The organism is Cupriavidus alkaliphilus (assembly GCF_900094595.1).
GTDB classification, from domain to species: Bacteria; Pseudomonadota; Gammaproteobacteria; order Burkholderiales; family Burkholderiaceae; genus Cupriavidus; species Cupriavidus alkaliphilus.
Genome location: NZ_FMAD01000018.1, coordinates 26,482 through 43,541 on the forward strand (window position 1 = coordinate 26,482; position 17,060 = coordinate 43,541).

At 69.4% G+C, this 17,060-nt stretch carries 15 protein-coding genes and 2 riboswitches; of the genes, 3 read left to right on the plus strand and 12 right to left on the minus strand.

From position 1 onward, the window contains the following. The 3 genes from metF to ahcY form a co-directional block, all read right to left on the minus strand. Complete coding sequence (gene metF / locus GA0116996_RS26660; RefSeq protein ID WP_092317739.1) at positions 1-831, minus strand: methylenetetrahydrofolate reductase [NAD(P)H]; 831 nt, start codon at positions 829-831, stop codon at positions 1-3. A gap of 39 nt (positions 832-870) precedes the next feature. Further along, on the minus strand, positions 871-1,221 hold the full coding sequence (locus GA0116996_RS26665; RefSeq protein ID WP_092317742.1) for a phage holin family protein: 351 nt from the start codon (positions 1,219-1,221) through the stop codon (positions 871-873). Positions 1,222-1,303: 82 nt separating this feature from the next. Further along, positions 1,304-2,722 carry an adenosylhomocysteinase gene (gene ahcY, locus GA0116996_RS26670; RefSeq protein WP_092317745.1) on the minus strand — a complete coding sequence of 473 codons (1,419 nt, stop codon included), beginning with the start codon at positions 2,720-2,722 and terminating at the stop codon, positions 1,304-1,306. 121 nt (positions 2,723-2,843) lie between these two features. Next, positions 2,844-2,959, minus strand: a riboswitch (S-adenosyl-L-homocysteine riboswitch). A gap of 58 nt (positions 2,960-3,017) precedes the next feature. Between ahcY and thiD the strand changes: the two genes are divergently transcribed. Further along, the gene (thiD, locus tag GA0116996_RS26675; protein WP_208601274.1) at positions 3,018-3,854 is read left to right on the plus strand and encodes a bifunctional hydroxymethylpyrimidine kinase/phosphomethylpyrimidine kinase; all 837 of its coding nucleotides are present in this window, start codon (positions 3,018-3,020) and stop codon (positions 3,852-3,854) included. A gap of 58 nt (positions 3,855-3,912) precedes the next feature. On the opposite strand, the gene GA0116996_RS26680 is transcribed toward thiD, so the two are convergent. The 7 genes from GA0116996_RS26680 to thiC all read right to left on the minus strand — a co-directional run bounded on the left by GA0116996_RS26680 (position 3,913) and on the right by thiC (position 10,407). After that, on the minus strand, positions 3,913-4,362 hold the full coding sequence (locus GA0116996_RS26680; RefSeq protein ID WP_092317751.1) for a PaaI family thioesterase: 450 nt from the start codon (positions 4,360-4,362) through the stop codon (positions 3,913-3,915). Positions 4,363-4,485: 123 nt separating this feature from the next. Then, complete coding sequence (locus tag GA0116996_RS26685) at positions 4,486-4,992, minus strand: GNAT family N-acetyltransferase (RefSeq protein WP_092317754.1); 507 nt, start codon at positions 4,990-4,992, stop codon at positions 4,486-4,488. A gap of 7 nt (positions 4,993-4,999) precedes the next feature. Further along, positions 5,000-6,133, minus strand: a complete 1,134-nt coding sequence (locus GA0116996_RS26690) for a thiamine phosphate synthase (protein WP_092317757.1) — start codon at positions 6,131-6,133, stop codon at positions 5,000-5,002. Then, positions 6,130-6,966 (minus strand): thiazole synthase, encoded by an 837-nt coding sequence (locus tag GA0116996_RS26695; protein ID WP_092317760.1) that lies wholly within the window; start codon positions 6,964-6,966, stop codon positions 6,130-6,132. Before GA0116996_RS26695 ends, GA0116996_RS26690 begins: the two co-directional genes overlap by 4 nt. Before the next feature lie 3 nt (positions 6,967-6,969). Further along, a complete protein-coding gene (gene thiS, locus GA0116996_RS26700) occupies positions 6,970-7,167 on the minus strand; it encodes a sulfur carrier protein ThiS (RefSeq protein ID WP_012351522.1) in 198 nt (65 codons plus the stop codon). A gap of 12 nt (positions 7,168-7,179) precedes the next feature. Continuing rightward, entirely contained in the window at positions 7,180-8,370 is a 1,191-nt protein-coding gene (locus GA0116996_RS26705) for an FAD-dependent oxidoreductase (protein ID WP_092317763.1), read from the minus strand. Positions 8,371-8,526: 156 nt separating this feature from the next. Continuing rightward, entirely contained in the window at positions 8,527-10,407 is a 1,881-nt protein-coding gene (gene thiC, locus GA0116996_RS26710) for a phosphomethylpyrimidine synthase ThiC (RefSeq protein WP_092317766.1), read from the minus strand. A 101-nt stretch (positions 10,408-10,508) separates the two neighbouring features. Continuing rightward, positions 10,509-10,610, minus strand: a riboswitch (TPP riboswitch). 201 nt (positions 10,611-10,811) lie between these two features. Between thiC and GA0116996_RS26715 the strand changes: the two genes are divergently transcribed. Beyond that, complete coding sequence (locus GA0116996_RS26715) at positions 10,812-12,482, plus strand: acyl-CoA dehydrogenase family protein (protein ID WP_092317769.1); 1,671 nt, start codon at positions 10,812-10,814, stop codon at positions 12,480-12,482. On the opposite strand, the gene GA0116996_RS26720 is transcribed toward GA0116996_RS26715, so the two are convergent. Continuing rightward, positions 12,479-14,158, minus strand: coding sequence for a GMC family oxidoreductase (locus GA0116996_RS26720; RefSeq protein WP_092317772.1), 1,680 nt, complete (start codon positions 14,156-14,158; stop codon positions 12,479-12,481). The two genes, GA0116996_RS26715 and GA0116996_RS26720, sit on opposite strands and share 4 nt — an antisense overlap. A 269-nt stretch (positions 14,159-14,427) precedes the next feature. Between GA0116996_RS26720 and GA0116996_RS26725 the strand changes: the two genes are divergently transcribed. After that, the gene (locus GA0116996_RS26725; protein WP_092317775.1) at positions 14,428-15,831 is read left to right on the plus strand and encodes a coniferyl aldehyde dehydrogenase; all 1,404 of its coding nucleotides are present in this window, start codon (positions 14,428-14,430) and stop codon (positions 15,829-15,831) included. Positions 15,832-15,852: 21 nt separating this feature from the next. On the opposite strand, the gene kdoO is transcribed toward GA0116996_RS26725, so the two are convergent. Beyond that, on the minus strand, positions 15,853-16,800 hold the full coding sequence (kdoO, locus tag GA0116996_RS26730; RefSeq protein ID WP_092317777.1) for a Kdo hydroxylase KdoO: 948 nt from the start codon (positions 16,798-16,800) through the stop codon (positions 15,853-15,855). Between the last annotated feature and the right edge of the window lie 260 nt (positions 16,801-17,060).

The window sequence follows — 17,060 nt, forward strand, 5'->3', positions numbered from 1 at the left end:
TTACAGCTTCAGCCGTTGCCAGATCGCCTTGGTCGCGCCGGCCGCGTTGAGCGTATAGAAATGCAGCCCCGGCACGCCCGCGGCCAGCAGCCGCTCGCACAGCGCCGTGACCACGTCCAGGCCGAAGGCGCGGATCGATTCGCGGTCGTCGCCGAAGCTCTCCAGGCGCTTGGCCACCCAGCGCGGCACTTCGGCGCCGCACATCTCGGAGAAGCGCATCAGCTGCGAGTAGTTGGTGATCGGCATGATGCCCGGCACGATCGGCACCTCGACGCCGAGCGCGCGCACATCGTCGACAAAGCGGAAGTACGCGTCGGCGTTGTAGAAGTACTGCGTGATCGCCGAGTCGGCCCCGGCCCTGACCTTGCGCACGAAGTTGTCGAGGTCATGGCGCGGCGACTTCGCCTGCGGGTGGTACTCCGGGTATGCCGCGACTTCGATATTGAACCAGTCGCCGGTCTCGGCGCGGATGAACTCGACCAGTTCGTTGGCGTAGCGGAACTCGCCGATCTCGCCCATGCCCGACGGCATGTCGCCGCGCAGCGCGACGATATGGCGGATGCCACCTTCGCGGTACTGCTGCAGGATCGCGCGGATGCTCTCGCGCGACGAACCCACGCATGACAGGTGCGGCGCGGCCTCGATGCCTTCGCGCTGGATTTCCAGCACGGCGTCGAGCGTGCCCTGCTGCGTGGTGCCACCGGCGCCGAACGTCACCGAGATGTACTTGGGCTTGAGCGGTGCCAGCTGCGCACGCGTGTTGCGCAGCTTCTCCGTGCCCTCCGCCGTCTTGGGCGGGAAGAATTCAAAGCTGAAGTAGCGGTCTTGCATGATGGTGGCGCGCCGCGTTGTCACGGCGCGCGAATAGGGTCAGTCGTCGCGGTTGCCCAGCAGCAGGCTGGCCAGCAGCCACGAGATCACGCTGTACAGGATGGAGCCCAGCAAGGCCGCCCAGAAGCCGCCGACGGTAAAGCCCGACAGCAGGTTGCCGACGAACAGGAACAGCAGCGCGTTGATGACGAAGATAAACAGCCCCAGCGTCAGCAGCGTAACCGGCAGCGTCAGGATCACCAGGAGCGGACGGATCAGCGTATTGACCAGGCCCAGCACCAGCGCCGCCAGCATCGCCGAGCCGAAGCTCTTGATGTGGATCGACGGGATGATGTACGGCAAGACGAACAGCGCGACGGCGTTGATGATCCAGACGACCAGTAATCTCATGACGGTTCCTTGGTTGGCTTCCCTGCGGGATGGCTCCCCTCCCCCGCAAGCGGGAGAGGGCGTGGCTACCTCACTGCGCGCATCAATAGCGGTAGTGATCCGCCTTGTACGGGCCTTCCTTCTTCACGCCGATGTAAGCGGCCTGCTGCTCGGTCAGCTCGGTCAGCTGCGCGTTCAGCTTGCGCAGCTGCAGGCGCGCGACCTTCTCGTCCAGGTGCTTGGGCAGCGTGTAGACGCCGACCGGGTACTTGCCGCTGTCGCGCTCCTGCCAGAGCTCGATCTGCGCGATGGTCTGGTTGGCGAACGAGCTGCTCATCACGTACGACGGGTGGCCGGTGGCGCAGCCAAGGTTCACCAGGCGGCCCTTGGCCAGGATGATCAGCTTCTTGCCGTCGGGGAACTTGACGTGGTCGACCTGCGGCTTGATCTCGTCCCACTCGTACTTCTCGATCGAGGCGATGTCGATCTCGTTGTCGAAGTGGCCGATGTTGCAGACGATGGCCTGGTCCTTCATCCGGGCCATGTGGTCATGGGTGATGACATGGTAGTTGCCGGTGCAGGTGACGAAGATATCGCCATGCTCGGCGGCGTAGTCCATGGTGACCACGCGGTAGCCTTCCATCGCGGCCTGCAGCGCGCAGATCGGATCGATCTCGGTCACCCACACCTGCGCCGACAGCGCGCGCAGCGCCTGCGCGCTGCCCTTGCCCACGTCGCCGTAGCCGGCGACCACGGCGATCTTGCCGGCGATCATCACGTCGGTGGCGCGCTTGATGCCGTCGACCAGCGATTCGCGGCAGCCGTACAGGTTGTCGAACTTGCTCTTGGTGACCGAGTCGTTGACGTTGATCGCGGGGAAGCGCAGCTCACCCTTCTGCGCCATCTGGTACAGGCGGTGCACGCCGGTGGTGGTTTCCTCGGTCACGCCGCGGATGGCTTCCAGGTTGCGGCTGTACCAGCTGGGGTCGCGGGCAAGCTTTTCCTTGATCGCGGCGAACAGGTAGGCTTCTTCCTCGCTGCCCGGGTTGGCGATCAGCGAAGCGTCCTTCTCGGCCTTGGCGCCCAGGTGCAGCAGCAGCGTGGCGTCGCCGCCGTCGTCGAGGATCATGTTGGGGGTGCCGCCGTCGGCCCAGTCGAAGATGCGGTGCGTGAAGTCCCAGTATTCCTTCAGCGATTCGCCCTTGAACGCAAACACCGGCGTGCCGCCCGCGGCGATCGCGGCGGCGGCGTGGTCCTGCGTCGAGAAGATGTTGCACGAGGCCCAGCGCACGTCGGCGCCCAGCGCCTTGAGCGTCTCGATCAGCACGGCGGTCTGGATCGTCATGTGCAGCGAGCCGGCGATGCGCGCGCCCTTGAGCGGCTGCGCGGCGGCGAACTCGTCGCGGATCGCCATCAGGCCGGGCATCTCGGTCTCGGCAATGGCGATTTCCTTGCGGCCCCAGCCTGCCAGGTTGATGTCGGCGACGAGGTAGTCGTGCTTCAGGTCGGTCACAGCGTTCATGTTTCACTCCCGGTGAAGAGTGGCACGCAGGTGACGAGTACGGGAATCTGGCGGCCGTGCATGGCGCTCGGGCTCATGCGAAGCACGCGGATAGGTCGACTCGCCTCCGTGCGAAACCACGGATCAGCGAGCGCCGTTGAAGACAGTCCGAGCCTGGCGGATGGCAGGGGCGACTGTGCCGCCGGCCGCGCGATGTGCCTCGCGGGGCCTCCATCCGTTGCAACGCTCCTCGGAGTGGCGGTATTGTAGCGTGCCCGGACGCCTTGCGCACCGGCACCCTCCGATTCCTGCACAGATGATTCCAACGCCACCCCGCACCCTGACCATCGCCGGCTCCGACTCCGGCGGCGGCGCCGGCATCCAGGCCGACCTGAAGACCTTTTCCGCGCTGGGCTGCTTCGGCATGAGCGCCATCACCGCGATCACCGCGCAGAACACGCTGGGCGTGAGCGGCGTGCATGCGATCCCGGCCGACATGGTGGCCGCGCAGATCGACGCGGTCGCGGGCGACATCGGCGTGGACGCGGCCAAGACCGGCATGCTGGGCACCGCCGCCATCGTCGAGGCCGTGGCCGCGGCGGCGGACCGGCACGGCCTGCGCAAGCTGGTGGTGGACCCGGTGATGATCTCGACCTCGGGCGCGACGCTGTCCGACGACGCCACCACGCAGGCCATGGTGGGGCTGCTGTTCCCGCGCGCGCTGCTGGTCACGCCCAACCTGCCCGAGGCCTCCTACCTGCTGGGCCGCAGGATCGCGCGCCGCGCCGACATGGAACAGGCCGCCGCCGACCTGATCGCGCTGGGCTGCCCGGCCGTGCTGCTCAAGGGCGGCCACCTGGAAGACGATGGCGCGGCGGGCTTCGCCGGCGGGCTGGACGACATGCTGATGCTGAAGGACGGCACCGTGCGCGTGTTCACGCACCCGCGTGTCGAGACCCGCAACCTGCACGGCACCGGCTGCACGCTGGCGGCGGCGATCGCGTCGCAGCTGGCGCGCGGCGAGGCGCTGGAAGCGGCCGTCGGGACCGCGCTGGACTATGTGGCGCAGGCCATCGCGGCCGGCGCAGGTTTGCGGCTGGGCGGCGGCAACGGCCCGCTGAACCACGCTTTCGCGCCGCGCGCGCTGGGCTGAGCGGCGCGCGCGCCGCCCGGGCTGCCCGGTTGGCGCTCAACTGCCGCTCAATTGGTGCTCAGTTGCCGCCGCTGGACAACGGCACCAGCTTGAACGCGGCGCGCGCCACGCACACCACGTTGCCGTCGGCATCCTTCACTTCGCCCTCGCAGAACGCAATGCGCGCGCCGCGGCGCAGGCAGCGCGCTTCCAGCATCAGTTCGCCGCGCGCGGCGGCGAGGAAATGGGTCGACATGTCGATGGTGATCACGCCGGTTTCCGTCGGCGCGTGCGAGCGCGCGGCGCCGCTCAGCGTGAAGTCCAGCGTCGCCATCAGCGTGCCGCCATGCACGTCGCCGCGGCTGTTCACCAGCTGTGGATGCGCCGGCAGGCGCGTGCGGCAGTAGCCCTCTTCGATCAGCTCCGGCTGCAGCCCGAAATAACGCATCAGCGGCACGTCGATGCCGAAATAGGGCTTTTCAGGCGTGCCGGGGGCGGCGGGGATGATTTCGGGGAGCTGGGTCGACATGGTGGGCGCGGCTGGGTGGAATGGCGGGGACTGCTGCCCGACATCATAGCGGCGGGGCCCGGTCCGCTTCCCGCGGCTGGGCGAATGTCGCACAAATCTTGGCGCGGGCGTGCGGCCCGCCACTCACAGCGTTTGCCGCATGGCCACGCGCTGCCGCAATCCTGCGGCGCGCTGTGCCGCCAGCGCCTCCGACAGCAACGGGCAAAGCTCGCTGTCCTCCAGCCGCCGGAACCCCATTGAGGCATAGAACGGCGCATTCCAGGGCAAATGCGCGAAGGTGGTCAGGCTCAGCGTTCGCAGTCCGCCCGCCCGCGCCCAGCCCTGCACGGTCCCGACCAGCGCGCGCCCGATCCCGCGCCGGCCATGGTCCGGATGCACGTCCATCTCGTCGAGATAGCCGCATGCGCCTTTGCGGCTGGCCAGCGCGAATCCCGCGACTTCACCGCCGTGTTCGGCCACCCACAGGCGCCCTTCGCGCTGCGCCGCGGCCAGTGCCGCCTCCGGCGTGCTGACCAGGCGCAGCAGCGCCGGCAGGTCGCCTTCCGGAAACAGCGCGGCGGCGGCCAGCTCGATGTCGGGCAGACGCGGCAGGTCGTCCGCGGCCGCCAGGCGAATGCGCGGGGCGGCCACGGCGCCCTCAGCCGGCCGGGAACAGGCTGACCAGGCGGGCCACCGCGGCCGGCACGTCGTCGGCCTCGGTGACAGCGCGCACCACGGCGGCGCTGCCGACGCCCACGGCGAGCACTTCGCGCATATTCGACGCATTGACGCCGCCGATGCCGACCAGCGACGGGATCACCGGCTGCATCAGCTTCGCATACGCACGGAAGCGGCCCATGCCTTGCGGCTGGGTCGGCATCACCTTGGTGGTGGTCGGGAAGATCGCGCCCAGCGCCAGGTAGCTGGGGCGGATCGCGGCCACGCGCAGCATCTCGGCGTAGCCGTGCGTGGACACGCCCAGCCGCAGCCCCGATGCGCGGATCGCGTCGAGGTCGGCATCGTCCAGGTCTTCCTGGCCCAGGTGGATGCCGTAGATGCCGCTGTGCGCGCCATGGGCGGCGTGATGGTCGAGCGCCGCCCGCCAGTGGTCGTTGATGAACAGGCGCGACGACGAGCCCTGCATGGCCCTGGCCGCGCGCGCAATCTCGGCGCGCACCGCGGCAGCGTCGCCGGACTTGAAGCGCAGCTGCAGCGTCGGCACGTTCAGCGGCGCCAGGCGTTCGATCCACTCGGCGCTCGGCACCACCACGTACAGGCCCAGCGCGGGGCACGGCGCGAACGGCGCCGCGGTGTGCTCGGGCGCCACCAGCGCGGCGTGGCGCACGTGCGGGAAGCGCGCGAAGTCGGACGGCCAGTCGGCCGAACCCGGCGCCCAGGCGCGCGCCAGGCACAGCGCATCGTGAGCCGGGAAATGCAGCGACAGGCAGGCCAGCAGCACCGCGACGAAGGCGGGAGAATGCGGCTGCCCGGTATCCGCGGCGACCGAGAACACCCAGGTGCCCATCGGCGAGCGCACGGTGTCGATCCACTGGCCGCCCTCCCGGTCGGTCTCGATCAGCGTGGCACCGGCGGCGGCAACGCGCGCGATGGTGTCGGCATCGGCTTCACCGTCGGACAGCAGCACGTCGTGGGCGCCTGGCTGCGCCGGGCCGTCTTGCAGGCGCCAGGCCTGCCACGGCTTGTCGTCGATGCCGAAGGTGTCGCCATAGTGTTCCAGCACCGCCTGGCGCAGCGGGCCGTCGCTGGGGGCGTGCACGGCGCGGCGGGTCATGCGCGCTGCTCCGTGTCGTCGGCGTGCCAGAACGGCATGCCCACCACCGGGGTGCTGGCCTGCGCGACCTCGCGCTCGGGCATCGGCCCGGCCAGGTAAGCGGTGCGGCCCGCGGCCACGGCCTGGGCGAAGGCGCGCGCCATGTCGACCGGGTAGGCGGCCTGCGCCACCGCGGTGTTGAGCAGCACGCCGTCGTAGCCCCACTCCAGCACCTGCGCCGCATGCGACGGCAGGCCCAGGCCGGCATCGACGATCAGCGGCGTGTCGGGCAGGCGCTCGCGCAGCACGCGCATCGCGTGCGGGTTGACCGCGCCGCGGCCGGTGCCGATCGGCGCGGCCCATGGCATCAGCGCCTGGCAGCCGACGTCGAGCAGGCGGCGGCACAGCACCAGGTCCTCGGTGCAGTACGGCAGCACCTTGAAGCCCTCCTTGATCAGGGTCTCGGCCACGGCCGGCAGGTTCAGCGTGTCGGGCTGCAGGGTGTAGTCGTCGCCGATCAGTTCGAGCTTGATCCACGGCGTCTCGAACACCTCGCGCGCCATCATCGCGGTGGTGATGACTTCCTGCGCAGTGAAGCAGCCGGCGGTGTTGGGCAGCACCGGCACGTTCAGCGCCTTGAGCATCTGCCAGAACGCCTGGCCGCCCTCGCCATCGCCGACCGCGCCCTGGCGGCGCAGCGCAACGGTGATCATGGCCGGCGCGGAGGCCTGCACGGCCGCTTCCAGCGTGGCCGGCGAGGGATAGCGCGCGGTGCCCAGCAGCAGGCGCGAGCCGAACGACTCGCCATACAGCACGAACGGGTCGCGCAGGGTTGCGGAAGGTTCGAAGGTCATGGGTCAGCCTCCCGTCACGGGTTGCACGAGGTCGATGCGGTCGCCGGCCGCAAGAGGGGTGTTGGCGTGCGCGGCGCGCGGCACGAACTGGCCGTTGACCGCCGCGGCAAAGGGGGGCGCGATCTGCGCCGCGCTCACCGCGTCCGCCAGCGTGGCGGATTCGGCAAGGGCAAGCGGTCGGCCGTTGAGCAGGATATCCATGTCAGTCTTGCATTAATGCAGCGTTCCGGAGCGCGGCCCGATGGTGGGCGCCGGCGCTTCCGTCACCGCCTCGATCATACCGGGCCAGCGCAGCGCGGCCGGCACGGCATGCGCGGCGGGATCGCCCTTGAGCAGCGCGCCCACCACCGCGCACGCGGCCTCGGTCACCGCCGGGGCGATCAGGAAGCCGTGGCGGTACAGGCCGTTCACGCGCACCACGCGCGCGCGCTGGTCCACGCGGATCGCCGGCAGGTGGTCGGGGCGGGTCGGGCGGCGCTGCACGTTCAGCTCCAGCACGCGCGCCTCGCCGAAGGAAGGGTGCAGCGAATGCGCGGCCGACAGCAGCTCCAGCGCGGAACGCACGCTCATCGGCGAATCGTCCTCGCTTTCCAGCTCGGTCGCGCCGATCACATACAGGTCGTTGGGCTTGGGCGCGATATAGATCGGGTAGCGCGGATGCAGCAGGCGCACCGGACGGTGCAGCCTGACGTCGGGCGCATGCACGCGCACCACTTCGCCGCGCAGGCCACGCAGGCCGGGCTGGCTGCCGCCGGGCTGCGCCGGCCACGCGTTGCGCGCACCGAGGCCGCGGCAGTCCAGCACCACGTCGGCGTGGATGCCAAGCTGGGGCAGCGAGCCGGCATCGACCTCGCCCGCCTCCCACACGCAATGCACGCCTTCGCTGACCGCGCACGACAGCAGCGCACGCAGCGCGCCGCGGTTGTCGAGCTGGCCTTCGCCGGCCAGCAGCAGTCCCTGCGGAAAGCGGCCCGCCAGCGCCGGCTCGACCTCGCCCACGCCCTTGCCGTCGAGCGCGCGCAGCCGCTGCGCCACCAGTTCCGGCGGCGCCACCGCGCGCACGCGGCTGGTGAACAGCGACATCTCGGCGCGGTCGCGCGCATGCCAGACCACCAGCGTGCCGTCCTCCTGGAAGAAGACCGGTTCCGCCAGCTCGGCCAGCCAGGCGCGCCACAGGTCGACGCTGGCGATGCCGAGGTCGACGATGCGGCGCTCGGCGATGGCCGACTCGGCCAGCGGCGCCAGCATGGCCGCGGCCACGTAGGCGGCCGAGCCCGCGCCGTCCGGGCCGGCCCGCTCCACCAGCGCCACGCGGGCGCCGCTGCGGACCAGCAACCAGGCGGCCAGGCGGCCGGCAAGGCCGGCCCCGAGGATGGCGACGTCAAACGACTGCACTGCTGTCATGAGGGTGTTGTGCCGGGCGCGCCGTGCGGCCGCGTCCGGCCTCCTTGTTATCGGTGCCGCCGCGCGGGGCGCTGCGCGGCGGCGGATCTTGCGCGGGCATGGCTTGCGAGGCCATGCCCGTCCTGCCGTGACTTCGGCAGGTTTTCAGCTACTGCCTTAGGAGTAGATCTTGCTGCCCTTCTTCAGGAACTCGATCGACTTTTCTTCCATGCCCTGCTGCGCTTCCTTGGGCAGCGAGGCGGCGTAGTCGCGCACTTCCTGCGTGATCTTCATCGAGCAGAACTTCGGCCCGCACATCGAGCAGAAGTGGGCGATCTTGGCACCCTCGGCCGGCAGCGTGGCGTCGTGGTACGAACGCGCGCGTTCCGGGTCGAGGCCCAGGTTGAACTGGTCTTCCCAGCGGAACTCGAAGCGCGCCTTCGACAGCGCGTTGTCGCGCAGCTGCGCGCCGGGCCAGCCCTTGGCCAGGTCGGCGGCGTGGGCAGCGATCTTGTAGGTGATGATGCCCTCGCGCACGTCTTCCTTGTCCGGCAGGCCCAGGTGCTCCTTGGGCGTGACGTAGCACAGCATGGCGGTGCCCATCCAGCCGATATTGGCCGCGCCGATGCCGCTGGTGATGTGGTCGTAGCCAGGGGCGATGTCGGTCACCAGCGGTCCCAGGGTGTAGAACGGCGCCTCGTAGCAATGCTTGAGTTCTTCGTCCATGTTGGCCTGGATGCGCTGCAGCGGCACGTGGCCCGGGCCTTCGATCATCACCTGCACGTCGTGCTTCCACGCCTTGGCGGTCAGCTCGCCCAGCGTGCGCAGCTCGCCGAACTGGGCCTCGTCGTTGGAGTCGGCGATGCAGCCCGGACGCAGGCCGTCGCCGAGGCTGAACGACACGTCATAGGCCTTCATGATCTCGCAGATCTCGTCGAAGTGCGTGTACAGGAAGTTTTCCTTGTGGTGCGCCAGGCACCACTTGGCCATGATCGAACCGCCGCGCGAGACGATGCCGGTGACGCGGTCGGCGGTCAGCGGCACGTAGCGCAGCAGCACGCCGGCGTGGATGGTGAAGTAGTCCACGCCCTGCTCGGCCTGCTCGATCAGCGTGTCGCGGAACATCTCCCAGGTCAGGTCCTCGGCGATGCCGCCGGTCTTGTCCAGCGCCTGGTAGATCGGCACCGTGCCGATCGGCACCGGCGAGTTGCGCAGGATCCATTCACGGGTTTCGTGGATGTGCTTGCCGGTGGACAGGTCCATGATGGTGTCGGCGCCCCAGCGGATCGACCACACCATCTTTTCCACTTCCTCGGCCAGCGACGAGGTCACCGCCGAGTTGCCCAGGTTGCCGTTGATCTTGACGCGGAAATTGCGCCCGATCGCCATCGGCTCCAGCTCGGTGTGGTTGATGTTGGCGGGGATGATGGCGCGGCCCGAGGCGATTTCCTGGCGCACGAATTCCGGCGTGATGTCTTCCGGACGCAGCGGCAGGCCGGCGCCCAGCGCGTTGCCGGGGTGCTGGCGCAGCAGCGCCTTGTATTCGGGCTTGTCGTACAGCGCCTGCAGGTTCAGCGACTCGCGCAGCGCCACGTATTCCATTTCCGGCGTGATGATGCCCTTGCGCGCATAGTGCATCTGCGACACGTTGGCACCGGCCTTGGCGCGGCGCGGGTTGGTCAGCTGGGCGAAGCGCAGGTGCGCGGTGGCGGGGTCGTTGGCGCGGTCGCGGCCGTATTCCGACGACAGGCCGGGCAGCACTTCGGTGTCGCCGCGTTCTTCGATCCACTTGGCGCGCACGGCCGGCAGGCCGGCCTTCAGGTCGATATGCACGTCCGGGTCGCTGTACGGGCCCGAGGTGTCGTAGACCGGGATCGGCGGGTTGGGCATGTCGCCCTTCTCCGTGCGCGTGGACGTCTGCAGGATCGTGCGCAGCGGCACGCGGATATCCGGGCGGCTGCCGGTCAGGTAGGTCTTGCTGGAAGCCGGGTAGGCGAATTTCTGGTCGAGATCGCTTTCGAGCGATTCGAAGGATGCAGCGGGGGCAGTACGGGCCATGGGTGTCGTCCTCTCTCTCTTGCGGGGTGGACGAAACCAGGAGCCCTGTGAGCGCCGCCTGGGCTTGTGGCCGGAGGAGCGAGTCCCGGAGGGACTAGAGGCTTGGTCTTGCTGAAACTTCCCACGCCGGTACTAACCGGATCGGGTTCGAAGGGACTCTCTCAGCCGCACGGCCCATCCGCACGGCACCCCTGTTTCATCCAACGGGTTGAATTTAAGCACAGAGCCCCGGTGGGCGCCAGTGCCAGTTCGCCACCACGAGTGGTGCCACAGCTGTGCAAAAAGGTATCGAATCGCGCATGCTGCATCGCAAAAACCCGCCGCAAGCGGACGAACAGGCACTCCTACGCGCGCGGCGTGATCTACCATGCAAGCAAACGGCAAGTCCCGACCCAGGAGACACCATGACCGACGCCGCCACCCACCGCGTCTTCAACCAGGTGCCGGATCTCGCGCACTACAACCTGTTCGACAGCGATCCCACGGTGCGGGCCGCGCTGGAGCGCCTCGGCGGCGGCTGGCATGCCGACGCGCTGCGGCAGTTCGGCGCGCGGCTGGGCGAGCCGGAGGTGCAGCAATGGGCAGCGGATGCCAATCGCCATGCGCCGGAGCTGCACACCCACAGCCGCACTGGCGAACGCATCGACATGGTCGAGTTCCACCCCGGCTGGCACGCGCTGCTGGGGCTGTTGCGCAGCCAGCAGCTGCAGGCCCTGCCCTTCGCGCAACCGCGTGCCGGCGCCTGGGCGGCGCGCACGGCGGGGTACTTCCTGCAGGCGCAGGTGGAATCGGGCTCGCTGTGCCCGCCCACCATGACCTTCGCCAGCATCCCGGTGCTGCGCAAGGAAGCCACGCTGTTCCCCGAGCTGGAACCGCGCCTGTATGCAACCGAGCATGACGCGCGCGACCTGCCATGGCGCGACAAGACCGCGATCATGATCGGCATGGGCATGACCGAGAAGCAAGGGGGCTCAGACGTGCGCGCCAACACCACCGTGGCGCGCCCCGTGCGCGGCGAGGGCCGCGGCGCGGAATACGCGCTGACCGGCCATAAGTGGTTCTTCTCCGCGCCGATGTGCGATGCGCACCTGGTGGTGGCGCGCATGGGCGCCGAAGACGGTCCGCTGTCGTGCTTCTTCGTGCCGCGCTTTCGCGACGATGGCAGCCGCAACGCGGTGCAGATCCAGCGGCTCAAGGACAAGCTCGGCAACCGCTCCAATGCCAGCAGCGAAGTCGAGTTCCGCGACGCCACCGGCATCCTGATCGGCGAGGAAGGACGCGGCATCCCGACCATCATCGAGATGGCCACCAGCACGCGGCTGGACTGCGTGATCGGCAGCGCCGCGATCCTGCGCGCGGCCTTCGTGCAGGCGCTGCACCACACGCGCCACCGCAGCGCCTTCGGCCGCCTGCTGGCCGACCAGCCGCTGATGCGCAACGTGCTGGCGGACCTGGCGCTGGAATCCGAAGCCGCCACGCTGCTGATGATGGAACTGGGCCACGCCTTCGCGCAGGCCGAGGGCGACAACCCCGACCCGCTCGCCGCCGCATGGAAACGCGTGGTCACGCCCGCGGCCAAGTTCTGGGTGTGCAAGCGCACGCTCGAGGCCACCGGCGAAGCGATGGAAGTCTGGGGCGGCAACGGCTATGTCGAGGAGGGCCCGATGGCGCGGCTGTACCGCGAGGCGCCGGTCAATTCGATCTGGGAAGGCTCGGGCAACATCATGTGCCTGGACGTGCTGCGCGCGCTCCAGCGCAATCCGGACGATGCCGCACGGCTGCTGCAGGACCTGTCGCGCCGCGCCGGCGGCCACCCGGCGGTGCGCGCCGAACTGGCCTCGCTGCAGGCCATGCTGCGCGAGAACGCCGACCAGCTCGAAGCCAGTGCGCGCCGCTTTGCCCAGGGCCTGGTGCTGACCGCGCAGGCGGCACTGATGCTGGCGCATGCCGACCCCGCGCACGCGGAGCTGTTCGTCGCCAGCCGGCTCGGGCGCCAGCACGGGCGTGTATTCGGCACGCTCGACGCGGATGCCGGCGCGCTCGGGCGGGTGGCGTCGCGCGGCTTCGAGGGCTAGGCCTCCATCGACTCCAGCACCCGCAGCATCACCCGCGGCGCATAGCGGATCAGGTCATGCGCGCGCTCGCCGATCATGATCGCGGGCGCATTGATGTTGCCACCGACCAGCGTCGGCATTACCGACGCATCGACCACGCGCAGGCCTTCCACGCCGCGCACGCGCAGTTGCGGATCGACCACCGCCATCGCATCCATGCCCATGCGGCAGGTGCCGACCGGTTGGTAGATGGTGTCGGCGCGCTCGCGGACCAGCTCGCGCACGGCGGCATCGTCGCTGCCATCGGCGCGCAGGCCGGCCGTATAAAGTTCGCGCCCGCCGAAGCAGGCCAGCTGCGGCTGCGCCAGGATGCCGCGCACGATGCGCACCCCGGCCACCATGTCGTCGAGGTCGCGCGTGTCGCTGAGGTACTTCGGGTCGATCAGCGGGGCGCGCCGGATATCGGCCGCGGCCAGGCGGACCTCGCCGCGGCTGCGCGGGCGCAGCAGGCAGACGTGGCAGGAATAGCCATGGCCGAGATTCAGCCTGCGCATATGGTCATCGGCCAGGCCGACCACGAAATGCAGCTGCAGGTCGGGCTCGGGCAGCGCCGGGTGGCTGCGCAGAAAGCCACCGGCCTCGGCGAAGTTGCTCGACATCATGCCGGCGCGCTCGCGCCGGTAGCGCAGCATTTCGGACAGCAGCCGCACAAGGCCGCCGAACGATACGCCGAACAGTTCGGGCACGGCGGTGCGCTTGTGCAGCACCACGTCGAGATGGTCCTGCAGGTTGGCGCCCACGCCCGGCAAGTCATGGACCACGTCGATGCCGTGCTCGCGCAGGTGCGCGGCGGGTCCGACCCCCGAAACCATCAGCAGCTGCGGCGAGCCGAACGTGCCCGCGCACACGATCACGTCGCGACGCGCGCGCAGCAGCTGCTGGCGGCCGTCACGCTGCACCAGCACCCCGGCAGCGTGGCGGCCTTCGAAGACGATGCGCAGGGCCTGCGTGTCGGTCAGCACGCGCAGCCGCGCCCGGCCGCCGTTGCAGGCGCGGTCGCGCGCGTTGCCGCCGTGCAGGTAGGCACGCGCGGCATTCCAGCGCTCGCCCGCGTGCTGCGTGACCTGGTACCAGCCGATGCCCTCCTGTTCTTCGCCGTTGAAATCGTCGTTGCGCGGATAGCCGGCCTGCTGCGCGGCCTCGATAAAGCGCTCGGCGAACGGATTGGGCGTGCGCAGGTCGCTGACATGCAGCGGTCCGTTGCCGCCGTGCAGCGGATCGTCGTCACTGCCGGCCAGGCGCTCGTTGCATTCGGCGCGGCGGAAGTACGGCAGCACGTCGTCCCAGGACCAGCCATCGCAGCCGGCATCGGCCCAGGCATCGTAGTCGGCGGGCCGCCCGCGCGTATAGATCATGGCATTGATCGACGAGCAGCCGCCCAGCCCGCGCCCGCGCGGCTGGTAGCCGCGGCGGCCGTTCAGGCCCGGCTGCGGCACGGTGTGGAAGCCGTAGTTGCGCGCCCCGGCGCGCGGCAGCAGCGCGGCCAGCCCGGCGGGTGTGCGCACCAGCACATGGTGGTCGTGGTGCCCGGCCTCGACCAGCGCGATGGTGTCGTCGCCGCTGTCGGCCAGGCGCCCCGCCAGCGCACAGCCCGCCGAGCCCGCGCCGACGATGACGTAGTCATAGGTGGTTTCCATCTGTCTCCCCGCGGTTCCGCAGGCGGCGCGCATGCGTGAGCCGGGCCGCGCCGGCGCGCGCCCTGTCCGTCCAGCGGATGGCAAGCCGTGAGATTCAGTGTAGGCGCTGGCTCAGCGGTTGAAAAAGGGAGGCGGCGACGAAACGCGCGGCGCGCCGGACGGGCGTTTGAATTGGCCTTTTGGTAAGAGGCTTCGATTGTGTTGGCTGGCGCGCTGCCTTATCGTGCGCGATGGTGCGCCAATGTGCGCGGAAATCCAGGAGCGCAGCCATGCGAGAAGTCCCCGACCTGTCGTCCGTCTTCGGTGCGATGCATGCCGCCTCGCGGCGCGACCAGTTGCCCGCCTGGACCGTGCGCGCCGATCGCCTGCAGCGCCTGCGGCGCCTGGTGACCGAAAACCAGGCCGAAATTGCTGCGGCGATCCATGCGGATTTCACCAACCGTGCGCGCCAGGAAACCGCGCTGCTTGAGGTGTTCCCCAGCCTCGCCGGCATCGACGATGCGCTGCGCCACGGCAGGCGCTGGATGCGCGTGCGGCGCGCCCCCACCGGGTTCTGGTTCCGCCCGGGACGCTCGCGCCTGGTTCCGCAGCCGCTCGGCGTGGTGGGCATCGTGGTGCCCTGGAACTACCCGCTATACCTGACCATCGGGCCGCTCGCCGGCGCGCTGGCGGCAGGCAATCGCGCCATGGTCAAGCTGTCGGAATACACGCCGCGCTTTGCGGCATTGTTCGCGCAACTGGTGCCGCAGCACTTCGCCCCGGACGAGATCGTGGTGATCAACGGCGATGCCGAAGTGGCCAGCGCCTTTACCGCGCTGCCGTTCGACCACCTGCTGTTCACGGGTTCGACCGCGGTCGGCCACCATGTGATGCGCGCGGCGGCTGCCAACCTGACCCCGGTGACGCTGGAGCTGGGCGGCAAGTCGCCGGCCATCGTCGGTGCCGGGGCCGACCTCGAGCGCGCGGTGGAGCGCATCCTGGTGGGCAAGCTGATGAACGCGGGGCAGACCTGCATCGCGCCGGATTATGTGCTGGTGCCGGAGGACCTGCGCGGCCAACTGGTGGACGCGGCGCGCCGCTGCGTGGGCCGGCTCTATCCCGACCTGGCGCGCAACCCCGACTACACCAGCATCATCAGCCCGCGGCATTTCGCGCGGCTGGCAGGGCTGGTCGACGAGGCCGCCGCGCAAGGTGCAACCGTGGTGCCGCTGTCGGAGGCGCAGCCGGATGCGCAGGCGCGGCGCCTGCCCCCGGTGCTGCTGCTGGATGTGCCGGCAGGCGTGACCGCGATGCGCGAGGAAATCTTCGGGCCGGTGCTGCCGGTGGTGACCTACCGCACCCTCGACGAGGCGGTGGACTACATCAACGCGCGCCCGCGCCCGCTGGCGCTGTACGTGTTCGAGCGCGACCGCGGCGCCATCAACCATGTGATGAAGCAGACCGTCGCCGGCGGCGTTACCGTCAACGACACCCTGTTCCATATCGCCCAGGACGGCCTGCCGTTCGGCGGCGTCGGCGCCAGTGGCATGGGCGCGTATCACGGGCAGGCGGGCTTCGATACCTTCTCTAAGGTGAAGCCGGTGTTCCACCAGGCCAGCCTGAACGGCGCCGGCCTGCTCAAGCCGCCTTACGGCAAGACCTTCGACACCATGCTGCGCCTGCTGCTGCGTTGAGCTTCGGCCGGCGCAGGCCGCTCACGACACCAGCATCGGCCGCCCGAGCATGCGCGACAGCACTGCCTCGGGCGAATGGGTGTGGTCCGAAATTGCCTGCGGCGCCAGGTAGATGGTCTGCTCCATCATCGCGCGCCCGCGCATGGCGGCGTGCAGCAGCTGGTCGCTGAAGACGATCCAGGTCGCACCGGGCGGGAAGTGGAATTCCTGCTGAGGCACGTTGGCCTGGTAGTCCAGGTCGGCCTTGGCCAGATCATGCAGCTGCAGCATGCGGTGGTCGTATTCCGAGCGGCGGCGCTTGGTGATATGCAGCAGCTTCATCAACGCGGCCTGCCCCGGCCACATGCCGTGGGTCCTGGGCACGAACTTCTGCGCGAAGTCGCCAAACGGCTCGCCCACCCGCCACACGCGCGGCGCAGCCGGGTCGATATTGTGGAACACGCGCAACAGGCGCTTGCCCAGCATCGGGTTGGACGGAAACGAGTCCACATGCAGGCGGGTATCGTCCTTGCGCCAGCTGACCGGGCGCCCGGCGATCTCGCTGGGCCGCAGCGAGGTGCCGGCGCGCGTCATGTGGGGGATGTATTCCGGGAACAGCGTGCGGATCAGCAACTCGCTGCTGTCGGCGTAGCGGCGGATCAGCGTGTAGAGGTCGGACAGGTCCTGCGGGCTGCCTTGCGCGCCGCGCACCGCGGTGTCGTCGGCGCGCAGGTTGATGTTCTTGGACTTGCCGTCGGAATAGCGGCTGTCGAGGAAGCGTTCTTCGCCCGGCTGGAAGTGGAATTTCAGCTTGGGGAAGTAGAGTACCGCGCCCTGCTCCAGCTCGCGGCGCAGCGTGGCGCGTTCCTCGGGGGTGACCTGGGGAGCCCAGTCGGCGTAGGGCTGCGGGCGGATCAGGTCGAGGGTGCCTTCGGATGCGGAGCGGGTCGGCGTCGGCGTGGCAGTGGCAACGGCTGGTGCAGCGGGCATGGAGGTCCTCTGGGGATGGGCCCCGGAAAGGAATTTTTTGTGGTCGGGGGGATTTTACTACTGGGGAATGGGATGGCGTTTGGGGTGCAGTTCTGACTTTCACGCGTGGTCGCTGTTGGTGACATGCTGTCGGCTTTTGAACCGCCTGGTTCCGCCCTCCTGGGCGGGTCACTTTTTGGCCAAGCGCCAAAAAGTAACCAAAAAGCGCGTCGCCTAAGCGGCTGGCTAAGGCGGCGTTGGTGGTTGCAACCGTGGTGACT

Excerpts from the sequence above, each read along its gene's own strand:
- metF (WP_092317739.1), bottom strand. The coding sequence starts at position 831 with ATGCAAGACCGCTACTTCAGCTTTGAATTCTTCCCGCCCAAGACGGCG.
- GA0116996_RS26665 (WP_092317742.1), bottom strand. The coding sequence starts at position 1,221 with ATGAGATTACTGGTCGTCTGGATCATCAACGCCGTCGCGCTGTTCGTC.
- ahcY (WP_092317745.1), bottom strand. The coding sequence starts at position 2,722 with ATGAACGCTGTGACCGACCTGAAGCACGACTACCTCGTCGCCGACATC.
- thiD (WP_208601274.1), top strand. The coding sequence starts at position 3,018 with ATGATTCCAACGCCACCCCGCACCCTGACCATCGCCGGCTCCGACTCC.
- GA0116996_RS26680 (WP_092317751.1), bottom strand. The coding sequence starts at position 4,362 with ATGTCGACCCAGCTCCCCGAAATCATCCCCGCCGCCCCCGGCACGCCT.
- GA0116996_RS26690 (WP_092317757.1), bottom strand. The coding sequence starts at position 6,133 with ATGACCCGCCGCGCCGTGCACGCCCCCAGCGACGGCCCGCTGCGCCAG.
- GA0116996_RS26695 (WP_092317760.1), bottom strand. The coding sequence starts at position 6,966 with ATGACCTTCGAACCTTCCGCAACCCTGCGCGACCCGTTCGTGCTGTAT.
- thiS (WP_012351522.1), bottom strand. The coding sequence starts at position 7,167 with ATGGATATCCTGCTCAACGGCCGACCGCTTGCCCTTGCCGAATCCGCC.
- GA0116996_RS26705 (WP_092317763.1), bottom strand. The coding sequence starts at position 8,370 with ATGACAGCAGTGCAGTCGTTTGACGTCGCCATCCTCGGGGCCGGCCTT.
- thiC (WP_092317766.1), bottom strand. The coding sequence starts at position 10,407 with ATGGCCCGTACTGCCCCCGCTGCATCCTTCGAATCGCTCGAAAGCGAT.
- GA0116996_RS26715 (WP_092317769.1), top strand. The coding sequence starts at position 10,812 with ATGACCGACGCCGCCACCCACCGCGTCTTCAACCAGGTGCCGGATCTC.
- GA0116996_RS26720 (WP_092317772.1), bottom strand. The coding sequence starts at position 14,158 with ATGGAAACCACCTATGACTACGTCATCGTCGGCGCGGGCTCGGCGGGC.
- GA0116996_RS26725 (WP_092317775.1), top strand. The coding sequence starts at position 14,428 with ATGCGAGAAGTCCCCGACCTGTCGTCCGTCTTCGGTGCGATGCATGCC.
- kdoO (WP_092317777.1), bottom strand. The coding sequence starts at position 16,800 with ATGCCCGCTGCACCAGCCGTTGCCACTGCCACGCCGACGCCGACCCGC.